This is a genomic window from Spirosoma flavus, assembly GCF_054778555.1.
On the sequence record NZ_BAAGZL010000001.1, the window covers coordinates 1469480 to 1484749 of the forward strand.

Genomic DNA, 15270 nt, shown 5'->3' on the forward strand with positions numbered 1-15270 from the left:
TATCACGTTTTATAGGAATACGATTTGCGCCAGATTTATCGAATCTATTCTTTAGGAGAAAGAAGAACCATGACCCGGCGACTAATCAGTTTCGCATCGGTGGTGGAGACTTTTGTATCGGGGGCTTCCCAGGTTGCTTTTATACGTGACAGCGCCACGCCATGCTGCCTGAGGTAATTTTCTACGGTTTTGGCCCTGCGTTCGGCCAGTTGACGGTTCAATTCACGATTGCCAATAGTGTCTGAATGGCCTGTCACACTTGCCATTAATTTCGGCTGGTTAACTAATTGCTGAGCTATGGAATCCAACGTTATTTTCACCCCTGGACGTAACATGTAACTGCTTTGATCGAAATACAGAATATAAACATTCAGATTGAGCTGGACCGGCAGGGGAGTGGTTTCACTATGTAGTTTGGGCTGCTCCTGAGCAAGTGTGTTTCGATACGTAGCGATAACTAAAAGTAGGCAGTAAAAGAATTTTTTAGAACGTAGCGTCAGTATTCCAACGCGTGCGGCTTGACTTTCTTTTGGGATGAGCATGCTTACCAGTAACGTGAATAATGACTAAGTCAATGTCGATAATGTGTTATAAACAAGCATTACGAGTAACTCATCTTTTTTCCAGTACCTGTTTCATAAGCCGCTCCAGCTTAGTGATACGTTCCTGCTGGCGTAGTAATTCCTGCTGATGCGAAGCATCGACCGACTGGAGTTGCTGATTTTTCTTTTCCAGTTCAATGCTATAGAGCGTCAGCTCCTCAATTTTTTCCAGCAACGTAGCGTTCAACTTAATCAGATCAATGCCGTTCTTCACTACGTCGTCTGCCGACGGTACACCTGGCAAATGGCCCGTTTTTCGAATTACTTGCTCAACTTCCGATAAGGGTTTTAATGGATAGTGTTTGGCAAATACCCGATCTGACCATTCGTTCGGACTACTGATACGTAGCTGATAATGAGCCAGTACGATTTCACCTTCCGCGTTGACGGTCAGAAACTGGTCTGTCGCACCGTTGCGCAGATTTGGATTAAGGAGGTGGGTAAACTTGATGGTGCCACTGTTCCGTAAGCGAATAATTCCACGCACATCGAGCGGATATTGGGGTGCATTCGTGCCAATCCCCACAGCGATACTCGGATTCGTATAATCGCCCAGCACGATGGCATTGTTTAACGCGACGGTAGCATTGGTGCCAATCGCCACGCCATTCTGAAGGGCGCTACTGGTCGGTTGAGCATTGGCCCCCAGCATAATATTGTTGCTTCCTGTCTGGATTGCTGTACCGGAATAGGGGCCAATCAGTACGTTATTGCTTCCCGAATTACTGTAATAGCCGGCCCGGTTGCCTGCAAACAAATTATTACTGCCTGTATTGGCTACCCCACTTCCATAGCCCACAAACGTATTGCCATTGCCTGTCGTCCCGTTATTTCCCGAATTAGATCCTAGATAAGTATTATCGAAACCTGTCGTATTCGACTTACCCGCAAAAGAACCCAGAAAAGCATTGGAAATACCAGTCGTATTACTAGTTCCTGACTGAAAGCCCACAAACGCGTTACTACTTCCGCCCGTATTCGACGAACCGGCCTGGCTGCCGATAAATGTATTCTGAATAGAAGTTGTCTTAAAACCCGCCTGATATCCGACAAAGGCATTATTATCACCGATCTGGTTGGAATAGCCCGCCTGATAACCAAAGTAAGCATTGAAATTGCCCGTTGTATTCTGGTTACCAGCCTCAGCTCCGACAAACGAATTGTAAGTACCTCCTTTGTTGAAATAACCCGCCTGATTGCCGATAAACGAATTATAGCTCCCGCTTGAATTTCGATTACCAGCCCCATCGCCAAAAAAGGAGTTTCTGTTCCCCGTTGTGTTCAGGTTACCTGACTGATTACCAACGAAAACATTGAAGGTACCCGACGTGTTTGAATTCCCCGTTCCTCCGCCTATCATGACATTATCATTGCCAGACATGCTGAAATTGCCCGGCGAAAGACCAATTAACGTATTGCCAGAAGCGGGGGAGCCTGAATTAGATCCGATGGACACATAATTCTGGGCCATTGCTGATAAATTTAGTAGTAGCAACAGTTGAGCGTAGATAAGTTTCATGATTCGAAGAGTAGTTTTTGTCAATAAATCTAAGTCTTACTGCTTCATAATCAAGTAATAAAGGAGTGTCTTTTAGGCAGCGGTCAACCATTGTAATGAACGTAGCCGCGAAACATAGTGAGCCAATAAGAACCCGCCTTAACTTATTTTAATAAACAAAGCGGTCGTTTTTGGTTTTACATTGCAGCCCCAAACCACTCACTTTGCGGTAACGGCCACCATGAAATTCTGCTTTTCTTTCTCGTTTCTGCTGTTATTTACTACGTTGATTATCCAGGCGCAACCACGGGATACGCTGACCACCGAACAATTGCTGCAGCGAAAAGGGACCTCTTACCTCGCGCTGCTACGTCCGTCGAGATACCTGGCTTTCGATGTAAATCACACGCTGGGCGGCTTCCGTCGGTACCGGTTTTTTCAGGGAGATGAGTTTCATTTTAAGGCCAAAGCCGAGAAGTACCGCGAAGAGCTATACGACGTAACGGATAGTACGTTCAGCGTACTGATGGTAAATGAAGTCATGAATCGCGACGAGCCCGTTACGTTCAGATTGAAAGATGTACAAAAAGTTTATATACACCGCCGGATTCCGTTCGTGACGGCGGCTGGTACGTTGTTTCCGCTGGCGGGAGGAGTTTATTTGCTGGCCGATGTTATCAACAATCGACAGTTGAACACCAATGTGTTACCAGTTACAGGCGCTTTATTGCTCAGTGGCGTTCTGTTTCATTGGCTCAGCAATCCACATATCCGCGTCAACAAAAATCACCGCCTGCGGGTGCTGCGAACGTATTAACCCTGTAAAGCCAAGGCATGCCTTGGCTCCTATGCGTCAGCCATGCGTTTGCCGGATGAGCATACGTAGTGCCGGTTTGAACGTAGCGAAGGTACGTACGGTGGCTTCCGTGAGTAATGGATGGCCAAACAATTGCTGAATCTGACGACCAAACCACAGCCGCTTGGTAAACTGTGCCGACCACCGGCGCTGATACTGATTTTCGAGTTCGCTACGGCTGATTTGCCCTCGCAGGAACGTAGTAGTCAGGTTGCTAACCAAACGGGCGCCGTGAATGGCCATCGCCATGCCATTGCCGCAGAGGGGCGTTATCAAACCTGCCGAATCGCCCGCCATCAGCATGTGATTTTCGACGGCCTGTTTGGGCGCAAACGATATTTCGTTAATAACTTCCGGTTTGTCGTACAGAAAACGGGCGTTTTCGAAAACGTTTTTCAAATGCGAATTCTGGTATAAAATAGCCTGCTCCATGTGCGGAATAGTTCCGAACCGGCGCAGGTGATCGCGGGTGGTGAGGTAGCACAGGCAATACCGATTGTCTTCAATGGCCGACAAACCGCAGTAACCATCCTGAAAATTGTGCAACGCAATCGTATCGTCGGGAAACGCCGTTTGGATGTGGTATTTGACACCCAGATAGGGCGAAGGCCGGTGTGTGAAATTTCTGTTAAGCGTACGATCTAATTTCGACCGCTTACCATACGCACCAATCACTAATCGACTTGTCAGAATTTGTCCGTCGTTGAGCAAAGCCGTAAACGAGCCATTTTTCGCTTCCTGAAACGTAACGGTATCGACCTGTTTATTCAGCAGAAACCGTACGCCGGCAGCTTTGCCAAGTTTATACAGTTCGTCATCGAATCGATACCGGCTGATACCAAAACCGCCCGATTCCAGCTCACTTTCCAGCAACCGGCCCGATGGCGCCGAAACCTGAAGTCGGTGGATATCAGCAACGCCAATTCCGGTCAAATCAACGCCAAGCGATTCAACATAATGCCGAACTTCGTTAGAAACGTACTCACCACAAACCTTATGGAAGGGATACGTTTTTCGTTCAATCAGCGTAACCGGATGGCCAGCTTTGGCCAGTTCGAGGGCGCTGACTAGTCCGGCGAGCCCTCCGCCAATGATAAGTACGTCTGTTTGATCGGCCATGTTGTTTCCGGACGGTTTCTGTATAACGGCAATAATTGGGTAAAGTAGTATGTCGCCAGCGAAAGATTCCGGTACCTTACCAATGACAAAAACGAGCTGAATTTGTTTTTAGAAAAACCCTTTACATTTGCTCTATGCCGAAGACAATTACCGATATGCAAGCCGACTGGTATCGAGAGTATGGGATACACACAGATGCCTATCAATCAGGTCGTTTGTCGTTTATTTCGCATCTGCTTCCTCAAACAGCTCTGGCGTTTACGGTGTATCAGACACTCGACATACTGCATAAGCGACTGGGTAATGAGATACTACGTCGGGCGCTGGATCCCAACGAAACCATCGATAGTCCGGTAAAAAACTTATCGGATGGGACGTGGCTGAAACGTAGCAATATGGTCGGCATCAACGTCAGAACCATTGGCTCGTTCTGGAACATCATCGACTACGTACTGACCCTCCCTGCCAGCCACGACAGTATTCACTTACTGCCAATCTGGGAGCCGGGCGTCGTTGGGAGTCTGTACGGCATGGTGAGCTGGCAGATTAACCCCGAATTTTTTGACGTAGAACTGGCGAAATACGTACCGGCGCTCAATTCAGTTGAAAAACAACTGAAAGTGGTTATCAACGTATTACATGCGATGGGACGTACCGTTGGCATGGACGTGATTCCGCACACCGACCGATTTTCGGAGATGGTGCTTACCTGTCCGTCTCTGTTCGAATGGGTTCAGCGCGACGAAAAGTCAGGTAAACCCAGCCAGCTTCTCGATCACTCCAATCTGGTTTTTCGCTACGTTGAGGAAGCGATCTGGCAGTTTCTGAAATTTCACGGAGCCGCCGATGGAACGCCATTGGCTTTCTCGAAAGATGCTTTTTTTTCTGTTGCACTTGGCATTAACGGCCTGAGCGACAATCAGCGCCAGCAAATTTTGTTTGGTTATCCGCACGATTACCAGGGGCGACTCAACCGGCGGATTGCACTGATTCGGCATCTGGTTGGGCAAGGTTATGAAACCTTACCCATGACAATGGCGCCACCCTATCGGGGACTGCATATCGACGCGAATGACTACGTACTGGATGAATACGGCCAGACTTGGTATCAGTATGCTTTCGACAATCCAGAGCCTATGTCGCGGGTTTTTGGGCCGCTGGCACGTTACCGATTCTATGAATCAAAAGACAATAACCAGAATTGGGAACTTGACTTTAGCCGGCCAAATCAACCTGCCTGGGATTACATTTGTCGGCAAGTGGCTGATTGTCAATATAGATACAATTTTGATTTTATGCGGGGCGACATGGCCCATGTGCAGATGCGGCCAGAGGGCGTTCCAGCGGTTGTGGATGATTGGTATGATCCGTTACGCGCTATTAAGAAATATGTCCAGGCGAACGTACCGTATTATGCCTTTTTCGCGGAAACGTTTCTGGCCCCGCCCGATACGATGGGTTACGGGAATGAATTGGATCATCTGGAAGCTATCGAAGCCGATTCGACGCTGGGTGATTTGCAATCGATGGTCGTTGGTTCGGCGGAGTTCAATCAACAGTTTGCTACGTATTATAAACTCCTGAAAACCCGTCGGTTTGCACCTAATTTCACCGTTATCACCGCTGATAAGGACGATCCCCGTTTCGACCTGTTTTACCAGACAGGAAATGTGTTTCGCTACTTTACGGCCCTATTTCTGACGGATATGCCCAGCTACGTAAGTCTGGGTTTCGAAGTGCGGAATCTGCACGAAAAACGGGGCGAAAACGAAGAGTATTCCAAGCTCTACGTCTTTCATATTGAAGACGATCGCCAGCTCGACAAAGTGACTCATGGTCCATTCGCCTGGGGGCAAAACGCTGAGCAATTTGAAGCTATCCAACGTATCAGGCTTTTTGCCGAAAGCATCTGGCCCATCATTGTCGGTAAAGAAACCCGCTGGCTGGTGGCTCCCGGTGAAAAAGATTCTTACATCGCCTGGACGCACACCGAATCCACAACGGGCTACATTTTCGTGGCTAGCCTGACGGGTAAAAAGCCCAAAACGCTCACTAACATTCCCTCAGGTGAACTGCTTTTTGAGGAAGCCGGCTGCTGTATCTGGCGGATGAATGCCGCTTGATTTACTACGTTGCGTTGGGTATCTTGCAAAGAATAGTTCATCGAAATTACCTCTTACGACCATGCTAGAGATGACACATCAACCCGCAGCTCTCCCCACTACGTTCGAGGAGTTTCTTCGTTTTGAACCGAATGATGGGATCAAATACGAATGGAATGACGGCGAACTAATCACATTTGCCCGAATGAAGCGTAAACATTTACAATTAATTAGACAGCTTAACCGACTTTTTTTACAGACTAAAGCACACCAAGCAGGAGGTGAACTCATCTGCGAACAGGACGTAATGCTTACCGGCATTCAAATGCGACGACCTGACATGGCTTATTTTTCGGATGAGCAGATTCGTAATGAAGAAGATGAGCCAATTCCGGCGTTTTGCATCGAAGTAATTTCACCGACTGACGAGGGAGAGAAGATAGAAGCAAAACGTATCGAATATTTTAAAGCAGGTGTACAGGTAGTCTGGCATATCTATCCTGAAAACGCTGAAGTGCATGTGTACACATCGCGGAAAACGGTACAGATTTGCTCCGATGATGATATCTGCTCAGCACAGCCTGTGCTGGATGATTTTACGATTTCGGTGAATCAGTTATTGGGGTAGATTTTCAGAAAAAACGCTATCATTTCTCCCTGCCATGAACTTTCAACTTTCATCGACATCAGGTACCGGTAGTTTCGACTTGCTCGACGCGCAACAATCGCTGGTTACGCACTTCCAGTACGAAAGCTGGTTTTCCAGTACCGGAAGTGCCAGTCTGGATAATAAAACCGTAACTATTAAACCCCGAAATTTCTGGCATTCAGCCTTCGATGTTCTACTTGATGATGTCGATAAAGGCGATATTATGTTTAACTGGAAGGGGAATATTCTCATTCGTCTCCAAAATACATCAGATAAATGGGTGAATTATCGCCTGAAAACTAGAGGCTTTTGGGAATTTCGTTTTGTTTTGGAAGATGAACAGCAAACGCCCCTGCTGCAACTAATTCCATCCTTCAAATGGAGTCAGATGGGCTATAACTACCAGATTGACTTTACTGATACCTTCAGTCCTGCTGTTAATTCTGACCTTATTACGTTGCTGCTGGCCTGCGGATACGGGACTAATTTGTACATGTCGACGATGGCTGCGGCTACGTAACGCGCTACGTTGTACCTTTGCCCATATGAATCGTAACCTGATCGACGGCCTTAATTTTGCGTCCAAACTCACACCTAAACGGGTGGCAAATGCGCTTAAAGTGCTGTCGAGTTATTACGTAGCAAAGCAGACGGGCCGACCTGTTCAGCGGGGGTTGCCGATGTCGGTATCGTTTGAACCTACTACGTCCTGCAACCTGCGCTGTCCCGAATGCCCGAGCGGATTACGTTCGTTTACGCGGCCAACCGGTATGCTGGGCGAGGAGCTTTACAAACGTACCATCGACGAACTGCACGAAACGCTGCTGTATCTGATCTTTTATTTTCAGGGGGAGCCGTACCTGCATCCGCAGTTTCTGGACCTGGTACGCTATGCCACCGAACGTAACATATACACGGCCACTAGTACAAACGCCCACTATCTGACCGATGCCAACGCCCGCAAAACCGTTGAATCTGGCCTTGATCGACTGATTATTTCCATCGATGGTACTACGCAGGAAGTGTATGAGCAGTATCGGGTAGGGGGGAAGCTCGAAAAAGTGCTCGAGGGTACCAAGAATATACTACGTTGGAAAAAGGAGTTGAAATCGCGGACGCCCCACGTAGTGTTTCAGTTTCTGGTCGTGAAACCGAATCAGCATCAGATTGCCGAAGTTAAAAAATTAGCCCACGAATTGGGTGTAGATGAAGTTGGCCTGAAAACGGCACAGATTTACGATTATGAACACGGCTCTGATTTAATCCCAACGCTGGATAAGTACAGTCGTTACGCTCCACAGACCGATGGGACGTACCAGATCAAGAATGGGTTTGGCGACCACTGCTGGAAAATGTGGCACTCCTGCGTCATTACGTGGGATGGACTTGTAGTGCCGTGCTGCTTTGATAAAGATGCCCACCACCGACTGGGTAATCTTCAGACGGAATCATTCGCCGAACTCTGGCAGGGCAACGCCTACACCGATTTCCGCCAAACGTTGCTACGTTCCCGTTCCGAAATAGAAATGTGCCGCAACTGTACCGAAGGCACGAAAGTATGGGCTTAGGCCCCGACAGGCTCTGGCTGTCGGAGTTGCGCTAGCGGCTAATTTGATAACTACAAACTATCCGACGACTCCGACAGCCAGAGCCTGTCGGGGCCCCGGGCGACTCATTTTTTACGCATTCGCTGGCGTGCAGAATTCTTCGAGAGCCATTTCGAGGTGTTGGGCAATCATCTGCGCCGAACGACCTTCGATGTGGTGCCGCTCAATGAAATGCACCAGTTCGCCATCTTTGAAAATGCCAATGGCTGGTGAAGATGGGGGATATGGCAACAAATATTCACGCATTTTAGCGGTTGCTTCCAGGTCGCCACCGGCAAAAACAGTTACCATTTTATCCGGCTTCACTGGGCTCATAGACACAGCGGCTTTTACACCTGGACGGGCTGCCCCGGCAGCGCAACCACAAACCGAATTCACAACGACCAGCATGGTGCCCTGAGCGTTTTCCATCGTGTTCACTACGTCGTCGGCAGTGGTTAATTCTTCAAACCCAACGCTGGTCAGGTCTTCCCGCATCGGGACAAGCAAATGAGGAGGATACATAATTTTAGTTGTTATTGGCCCCAACAGGCTCCGGCTGTCGGAGTCGCGTTAGCGACTAAAAAGTTAGCAACAATGTAACCGACAGCCAGAGCCTGTCGGGGCCTTTTTTACATAAATCCCAATTCTAATTTAGCGACTTCCGACATAAGTTCGGTCGAGTAGGGCGGGTCGAAAGTTAACTCGACACTTACGTCGTTGACGCCCTCAATAGCCCGGACCTTCTCTTCGATTTCGGCTGGAATCGAGCCTGCCGATGGGCACGAAGGCGATGTGAGCGTCATCAGGATATACACGTTGTTGACCGGAAATATCTTGATTTCGTAAATCAGGCCCAGTTCGTACACATCCACCGGAATCTCGGGGTCGTAAACGCCTTTCAGCGCCAGAACCACCTGTTCTTTTAATTCTTCGTCAGTCATTGCTATACTTTCTAAAAATTAAGCTGTTTGGCCTGAGTAGGCCCGGCCATACGCTTTCATTCGTTCAATCATCGACGCCAGCCCACCAGCCCGCAGCGATGTTATCAGGTTGCCCATACCTACTTTTGGAATAAAATAAAGGTCGGCGTTGGCAATGTCTTCAGGCTTTTCACCCGACAATACACGGATTAGTAAACCAACCAGGCCCTTCGAAATCTGGGCGGTGGGTTCGCTATCACCATAAAAATACAATTTGTCGCCTTTCAGTTCAGCATCGACCCACACTTTCGACTGACAACCCATAATTCGGTTCCCATCGGTTTTCTGCGACTCCGGCATCGGGGGGAGTTTCTTACCTAAGTCAATGATATACTGCGTCTTATCGAGCTGATCCTCGAACAAGTCGAACTCATCGACAATTTCGTCCTGCTTTTCGTTAATGGTCATTCGTTATAATTTTCCAAGTGGCCTGCCCATTGGCTTGAGAGCAAGAATAATGGGTGTTTCAGTTTGAGCGCTATACACTAACCGGTAACTTCCTACGAAAACTTCCCTGATAAAAGAAACATTGTAATCAGGAACCATACGACCCATTCCCGGGAATTGCTCAATCAAATTGAGTTTCTTATCCAACTGATCTCTCCACTCGTCTGCAGCCATTATAGATAAGTTGAGCAGATAAGCGTATGCATCTCGAACTTCTTCGCGGGCAGATTCTTTCCAATCAATCATAAACGCTTGCCCGCTTCTGCTAATTTTTGCTGTTTAAGTTCATCAAGTCCCTGCATAACCTGCTCATTAGAAACATGCGTTGTCTCGTGCAACCTGCTTTCTATCAGTTTGATAAATAGAATACGCTCAATTAGGTCTTCCGAAGAAACTCGGTCGGGTAGCTCGCTGAGACTGGCAAGCACCTGATTTTTGTCTAACAAGATTTCATTAGGATACATAGCAAAAGTTAAGGTTTACGAATTACAACATCATTTTCTGCACCCGGCGGAGTCCCGTAATCAATCGGTCAACTTCGTCTCTGGTGTTATAAACGGCAAAGGAGGCTCGCGTAGTTCCGGCAATACCGAAGCGTTGCATCAATGGCATGGTGCAATGGTGCCCGGTTCTGACGGCGATGCCCTGCTGGTCCAGAATTACGCCGATATCCTGATGGTGAATTCCATCCATGACAAACGAAATGACGCCAATTTTTTCTTTTGCCTGTCCGATGATACGTAGTCCGTCCAACGTAGTAAGTTGCTCGGTAGCGTATTGAAGCAGGTCGTGTTCATGAGCGGCAATGTTTTCCTTGCCCAAATTAGCCATGTATTCAAGCGCGGTTTTAACAGCTACTACGTCGGCAATATTCGGCGTACCGGCTTCGAACTTGTACGGCAGATCATTGTAGGTCGTTTTGGCGAACGTAACTTCCTTAATCATCTCACCACCACCCCGATACGGCGGCATGGAATCCAGGATTTCCTTCTTGCCATACAGCACACCCATACCCGTAGGACCATACAGTTTGTGCGCCGACAGTACGTAGAAATCAGCGTCGAGTGCCTGTACGTCGAGGTCGAGGTGGGAGCTGGCTTGTGCACCATCGATCAACACAAGAGCCCCGACAGCATGAGCTTTATCGATAATGGTTTTAACCGGATTGATGGTTCCCAGCGCATTCGATACGTGTACGCACGAGACAAATTTGGTACGTTCCGATAGGAGTTTTTCGTATTCGTCCAGCAGCAGTTCGCCCTGATCATTTACCGGAATCACTTTCAGCACGCAGCCTTTTTCTTCACAAAGCATCTGCCAGGGCACGATGTTGGAATGGTGTTCCATCGTCGAAATAATAATCTCGTCGCCTTCCTTCAGAAACTTCCGACCGTAGGTTTGTGCTACCAGATTAATGCCATCGGTGGTGCCGTAGGTGAAAATGATTTCCTGCCAGTGTTTGGCGTTCAGAAATTCCTGAATAGCCCGGCGCGAAGCTTCGAAAGCAGCCGTTGCTTGCTCGGCCAAATGGTGGATACCACGGTGAATATTAGCGTTATAGCTTTCATAATACCGAGTAAGCGCATGAATAACCGGCAACGGCTTCTGATTAGTTGCCGCATTGTCGAAATATACCAATGGTCGACCGTTTACTTCCTGGTCCAGCACCGGGAAATCCTGCCGGATTTTCTGAATATCGAGAGTTGTATCTATGGCTGATTGCATGAAAATTCGCAGAAAAGAACAAAGAAATGGCGATAATATTGCCCGAAAACTTCACTTATAAAACAAAAATAGGCGGTGTTTCGGTTCGGTAATTATCGTCTTCGAAGAACAATCACCTGATTCCGTAAGGTTCGGTTTTTACGGAAATTATCATCGGCCATAAGTATAAGTGACTGTTTCGTATCATCGGTCCAGGTCATGGCTTCGAGATTGCAGACAACGCCGGGAAATTGCTGGTTGAAATCAAACGCCAAATCCCGACGTAGCGTGTGCGTTGCTACGTCTGCGGTTGCTACGTATAATCGAGCTATAACCTGCCGCTGGCTTGCGTCATAACAACGTTCCAGCACCAGCAGCCGGTTATCATCAACAGCGACAATTTCCGAAATACCATTCGGCCGTTCTTCACCCTGTGCAAATGGGCAGCGGTTCATCGGATACCTGAATCGCTCCACAACCGGGTCGGCAGCCAGCGGATTTGCGTAGCGAAAAAACGTAACGGAATCCTGATTCATACCCGTTTCTGATTCCCAACCCGCTTCGGGCGCTACCCAAAGCGCACCTGAGGGCGTAACCGCAATCCCTTCCAACCCCTTGTTCGGCCCCGGCAGAGGTATACGTAGCAAAACCTTGGCGGCACTGTCGCCCAGCGTTTTACTAGCCAGGAGAGACGTAACAAATTCGTGTTCGTCAGTCCAGAAATAGGTATTGCTTTGGGTATGGTACCGAACGCTCTCGAACCAGAAAGGCGTTTTTTCGGCCAGCTTCAGGTTCGTATTGTCGCTTAAATCGCGAATGGTCTTAATGTTAGTAAATACGTAGTGCCAACCACGATCACTCACAAAATGCAATTCACCGGTAGTCGGTACCATCTCTAACCCCGAAATACCCCGCAGACTATCCCGCACAAACGGCACCGTCGCCGAGTCACCTTCAAAAGCAAATTGCAGACTCTGCGCCAACGTAGCGTTGGTAATTAAAAAGTAAGCGAGTACAAGTAGAAGGCGCATAGGCAAGTAACGCGGACATGTTGTCCGCATAGTCGTGAAGCAAATTACAACACGGCGGACAACATGTCCGCGTTACAAAAAATGGATAACAACCGCACGGTCATTATCCATTTTGTATGAAAAATTATTCATTTAAGCTACTTTCCAAGTTTCTCCGCGACGACGCGCTCCAGATATTCCCGAATCGGTTGAATTTTGATCTGGCTTAACACGTCCTGCGAGAAAGCGTAAAGTAGCAGTGAACGAGCTTCATCTTTGGGTATACCCCGTGAACGCATGTAAAACAAGGCTTCGTCATTCAATTGCCCCGTCGTGGTGCCGTGCGAACATTTTACATCGTCGGCGAAGATTTCCAACTGGGGCTTTGTGTTCATCGTCGCATTGGGCGAGAGCACTACGTTCTTACACGACTGATACGCATTGGTTTTCTGCGCGTCGGGCCGAACGAAAATCTTCCCGTTGAAAACGCCCGTACTGTTGTCGTCCAGAATGCCTTTGTACAATTCATTACTATACGAATTGGGCATCGCGTGGTCAACAAGCGTATGGTTATCAACGTGTTGACGGCCGTTGGGCATGTATAATCCATACATAAAAGCCTCAGCGTTCTGGCCGTTCAATACGATGTTCAGGTTATTTCGGATGAAGTTACCATCCAACGTAACAGTAGCCGAATAGAAGTGGCTATTGTCGGTTTGGTACACCTGCGTAGTGCCAACATGATACGCTTTATCGGTTTCATTCTGCACTTTGTAGTACTGCATCCGGGCGTCGCGTTCGAGGACAATCTCAGTCACTACGTTCACGAAACTGGCACCCTCGCCCAGCGTCCGGTACGATTCGGCCATCATCACTTCGGCGTTTTTGCCTACAACAATGAGGTTGCGCGGTTGCGAAGCACTGTTTCTGCCACGGGCGTCGGTGATGAAACGAAGAATGATCGGTTGCTCAACGATAGTATTGGCAGGTACGCGTACCACAACGCCATCGCTTGCCAACGCCGTGTTCAAAGCTGTAAATGCACTTTCCTGATAATCAGCGTAACGGGCGAAATGCGTACCGATAAAATCCGGCTCAGATTTCAGGGCGTCGGCAAAACTGGTAATCTGTATTTCGTTGGCAGGACTAACAATCCGCGAGAGCTCGGCGTGGTAGCGACCATTCACGAAGTACAGAATATTCCCATCGAGATTGGGAATTTCGAGCGGAGCCAGATCGTCGACGGTTAACGTAGTACTTTCGTCGAGGTCGAACGATTCTTTGAGCAAACCATTCACACTCGAATATTTCCATTCTTCGTTCCGAATGGTCGGAAAGCCAAGCTGGTCAAATTGCTTCAGTGCCGACCGACGTAGCTGATGCAGCGCTGTTTTGCTGGCTCCGTTCATGCGTTCTTCGTTGTCGCGAAAGGCCGCCAGCAACTGCTCTTTAAAATCCTTATATGACGAATAGGAGGGAGTCATTTTTTAATGTTTGATGTATGATGTAGGTTGTATGCTACAGGATTTGCCGTTTTCTGGCCGTATATCCTATCTTATACATCAAACATCAAATTGCTTCAGCCTTTATCCAGTCGTACCCTTTTTCTTCCAGTTCGAGCGCCAGTTCTTTAGGACCCGATTTAACGATACGTCCCTGGTAGAGTACGTGTACATAATCGGGAACAATGTAATCCAGCAGCCGCTGGTAGTGTGTAACCACGATGGTCGCGCGTTCCGGCGAACGAAGTTTGTTTACGCCGTCGGCCACGATACGCAGTGCGTCGATGTCCAGTCCCGAATCGGTTTCGTCCAGAATAGCCAGCTTTGGTTCGAGCATCGCCATCTGGAAAATCTCGTTCCGTTTTTTCTCTCCCCCCGAAAACCCTTCATTCAACGACCGGCTCAGGAGCGATTGGTCGATGTTGACGAGTTTCATTTTCTCTTTCATTAACTTCAGAAACTGCACAGCGTCGAGTGAGTCTTGTCCGCGATACTTACGGATCTCGTTGAGGGCTGTTTTCAGAAAGTTGGTGGTACTAACGCCCGGAATTTCAACCGGATACTGAAAAGCGAGGAAGATACCTTCGGCAGCCCGATCTTCGGGAGCCATTTCCAGCAAATCCTTACCGTCGAACTCGACACTACCGCCGGTTACTTCATAGGCTTCACGCCCTGCCAGTACGGATGCTAGTGTACTTTTGCCAGCTCCATTCGGACCCATAATGGCATGAACTTCACCGGCATTGACTTCCAAATCAAGGCCTTTTAATATTTGCTTATTGCCAATTGAGGCTTGTAAATTACTGATGGATAACATAATAAAAACAGAGCGAGTCGGCCTGATGAAGCCGCAAAGATAACAGTTGAAACAGTATCTGGTCTGAATGGATAACAAAAACGGGCGTTTAAAAGTTGACCCTCGCCCCGTTCGATTGTAATAAATGATTCGTATTGCTGTGAAGTAGGAGATAAAAAGTTAATTATACCCTAAAAACAGCGCTTCTTCCTGCTGCGGAGCGAAGCATCTTAAGGCACCCTAATTAAACGTTAAGCTGCTTCGTTCCTCAGCAGGACAAATGATCATTTCTGGACTTATTCTTTGGAGAAAGACACCGACGAGCGTCACATTCACAAAATTTATTTTGTGGTAGGGTGGGCAAACCTAATTTTTTCGGATTTGCGACTGCTTCAGCGAAACAGTAACAAGCACAA

General features: G+C 48.0%; 17 protein-coding genes. 5 read left to right on the plus strand and 12 right to left on the minus strand.

Translation table 11 applies throughout. The annotated features are described in order from the left end of the window. Positions 1-44: 44 nt before the first annotated feature. Positions 45-542 (minus strand): OmpA family protein, encoded by a 498-nt coding sequence (locus ACYVF1_RS05640; protein ID WP_461076464.1) that lies wholly within the window; start codon positions 540-542, stop codon positions 45-47. Positions 543-612: 70 nt separating this feature from the next. Then, positions 613-2121: an autotransporter outer membrane beta-barrel domain-containing protein gene (locus ACYVF1_RS05645; protein WP_461076466.1), complete on the minus strand. Its 1509-nt coding sequence runs from the start codon at positions 2119-2121 to the stop codon at positions 613-615. Between the two features lie 220 nt (positions 2122-2341). On the opposite strand from ACYVF1_RS05645, the gene ACYVF1_RS05650 reads away from it, so the two are divergent. Next, the gene (locus ACYVF1_RS05650; RefSeq protein ID WP_461076468.1) at positions 2342-2917 is read left to right on the plus strand and encodes a hypothetical protein; all 576 of its coding nucleotides are present in this window, start codon (positions 2342-2344) and stop codon (positions 2915-2917) included. A 36-nt stretch (positions 2918-2953) separates the two neighbouring features. On the opposite strand, the gene ACYVF1_RS05655 is transcribed toward ACYVF1_RS05650, so the two are convergent. Next, positions 2954-4075: an NAD(P)/FAD-dependent oxidoreductase gene (locus ACYVF1_RS05655; RefSeq protein WP_461076470.1), complete on the minus strand. Its 1122-nt coding sequence runs from the start codon at positions 4073-4075 to the stop codon at positions 2954-2956. A gap of 134 nt (positions 4076-4209) precedes the next feature. Between ACYVF1_RS05655 and ACYVF1_RS05660 the strand changes: the two genes are divergently transcribed. From ACYVF1_RS05660 to ACYVF1_RS05675, 4 genes are all read left to right on the plus strand, one after another. Then, positions 4210-6198 (plus strand): hypothetical protein, encoded by a 1989-nt coding sequence (locus tag ACYVF1_RS05660; protein WP_461076472.1) that lies wholly within the window; start codon positions 4210-4212, stop codon positions 6196-6198. A 70-nt stretch (positions 6199-6268) separates the two neighbouring features. After that, positions 6269-6805, plus strand: a complete 537-nt coding sequence (locus ACYVF1_RS05665; RefSeq protein ID WP_461076474.1) for a Uma2 family endonuclease — start codon at positions 6269-6271, stop codon at positions 6803-6805. Positions 6806-6839: 34 nt separating this feature from the next. Next, positions 6840-7346 carry a hypothetical protein gene (locus ACYVF1_RS05670; protein WP_461076476.1) on the plus strand — a complete coding sequence of 169 codons (507 nt, stop codon included), beginning with the start codon at positions 6840-6842 and terminating at the stop codon, positions 7344-7346. Between the two features lie 25 nt (positions 7347-7371). Then, positions 7372-8394: an SPASM domain-containing protein gene (locus ACYVF1_RS05675; protein WP_461076478.1), complete on the plus strand. Its 1023-nt coding sequence runs from the start codon at positions 7372-7374 to the stop codon at positions 8392-8394. 111 nt (positions 8395-8505) lie between these two features. On the opposite strand, the gene ACYVF1_RS05680 is transcribed toward ACYVF1_RS05675, so the two are convergent. The 9 genes from ACYVF1_RS05680 to sufC all read right to left on the minus strand — a co-directional run bounded on the left by ACYVF1_RS05680 (position 8506) and on the right by sufC (position 14875). Next, positions 8506-8937, minus strand: coding sequence for a BrxA/BrxB family bacilliredoxin (locus tag ACYVF1_RS05680; protein WP_461076480.1), 432 nt, complete (start codon positions 8935-8937; stop codon positions 8506-8508). A 107-nt stretch (positions 8938-9044) separates the two neighbouring features. Beyond that, positions 9045-9356, minus strand: coding sequence for a DUF59 domain-containing protein (locus tag ACYVF1_RS05685; RefSeq protein WP_020599942.1), 312 nt, complete (start codon positions 9354-9356; stop codon positions 9045-9047). An 18-nt stretch (positions 9357-9374) separates the two neighbouring features. After that, positions 9375-9803 (minus strand): SufE family protein, encoded by a 429-nt coding sequence (locus ACYVF1_RS05690; RefSeq protein ID WP_461076482.1) that lies wholly within the window; start codon positions 9801-9803, stop codon positions 9375-9377. A gap of 3 nt (positions 9804-9806) precedes the next feature. Next, a complete protein-coding gene (locus tag ACYVF1_RS05695; protein WP_461076484.1) occupies positions 9807-10088 on the minus strand; it encodes a type II toxin-antitoxin system RelE/ParE family toxin in 282 nt (93 codons plus the stop codon). Then, complete coding sequence (locus ACYVF1_RS05700; protein ID WP_461076486.1) at positions 10085-10306, minus strand: hypothetical protein; 222 nt, start codon at positions 10304-10306, stop codon at positions 10085-10087. The genes ACYVF1_RS05695 and ACYVF1_RS05700 overlap by 4 nt, the downstream gene beginning before the upstream one ends. A 22-nt stretch (positions 10307-10328) precedes the next feature. Beyond that, on the minus strand, positions 10329-11567 hold the full coding sequence (locus tag ACYVF1_RS05705; protein ID WP_461076488.1) for a SufS family cysteine desulfurase: 1239 nt from the start codon (positions 11565-11567) through the stop codon (positions 10329-10331). 92 nt (positions 11568-11659) lie between these two features. Beyond that, the gene (locus ACYVF1_RS05710) at positions 11660-12577 is read right to left on the minus strand and encodes an esterase-like activity of phytase family protein (protein WP_461076490.1); all 918 of its coding nucleotides are present in this window, start codon (positions 12575-12577) and stop codon (positions 11660-11662) included. A 137-nt stretch (positions 12578-12714) separates the two neighbouring features. Next, positions 12715-14040: a Fe-S cluster assembly protein SufD gene (gene sufD / locus ACYVF1_RS05715; protein WP_461076492.1), complete on the minus strand. Its 1326-nt coding sequence runs from the start codon at positions 14038-14040 to the stop codon at positions 12715-12717. Positions 14041-14125: 85 nt separating this feature from the next. Beyond that, entirely contained in the window at positions 14126-14875 is a 750-nt protein-coding gene (gene sufC / locus ACYVF1_RS05720; RefSeq protein ID WP_461076494.1) for a Fe-S cluster assembly ATPase SufC, read from the minus strand. Positions 14876-15270: the final 395 nt, after the last annotated feature.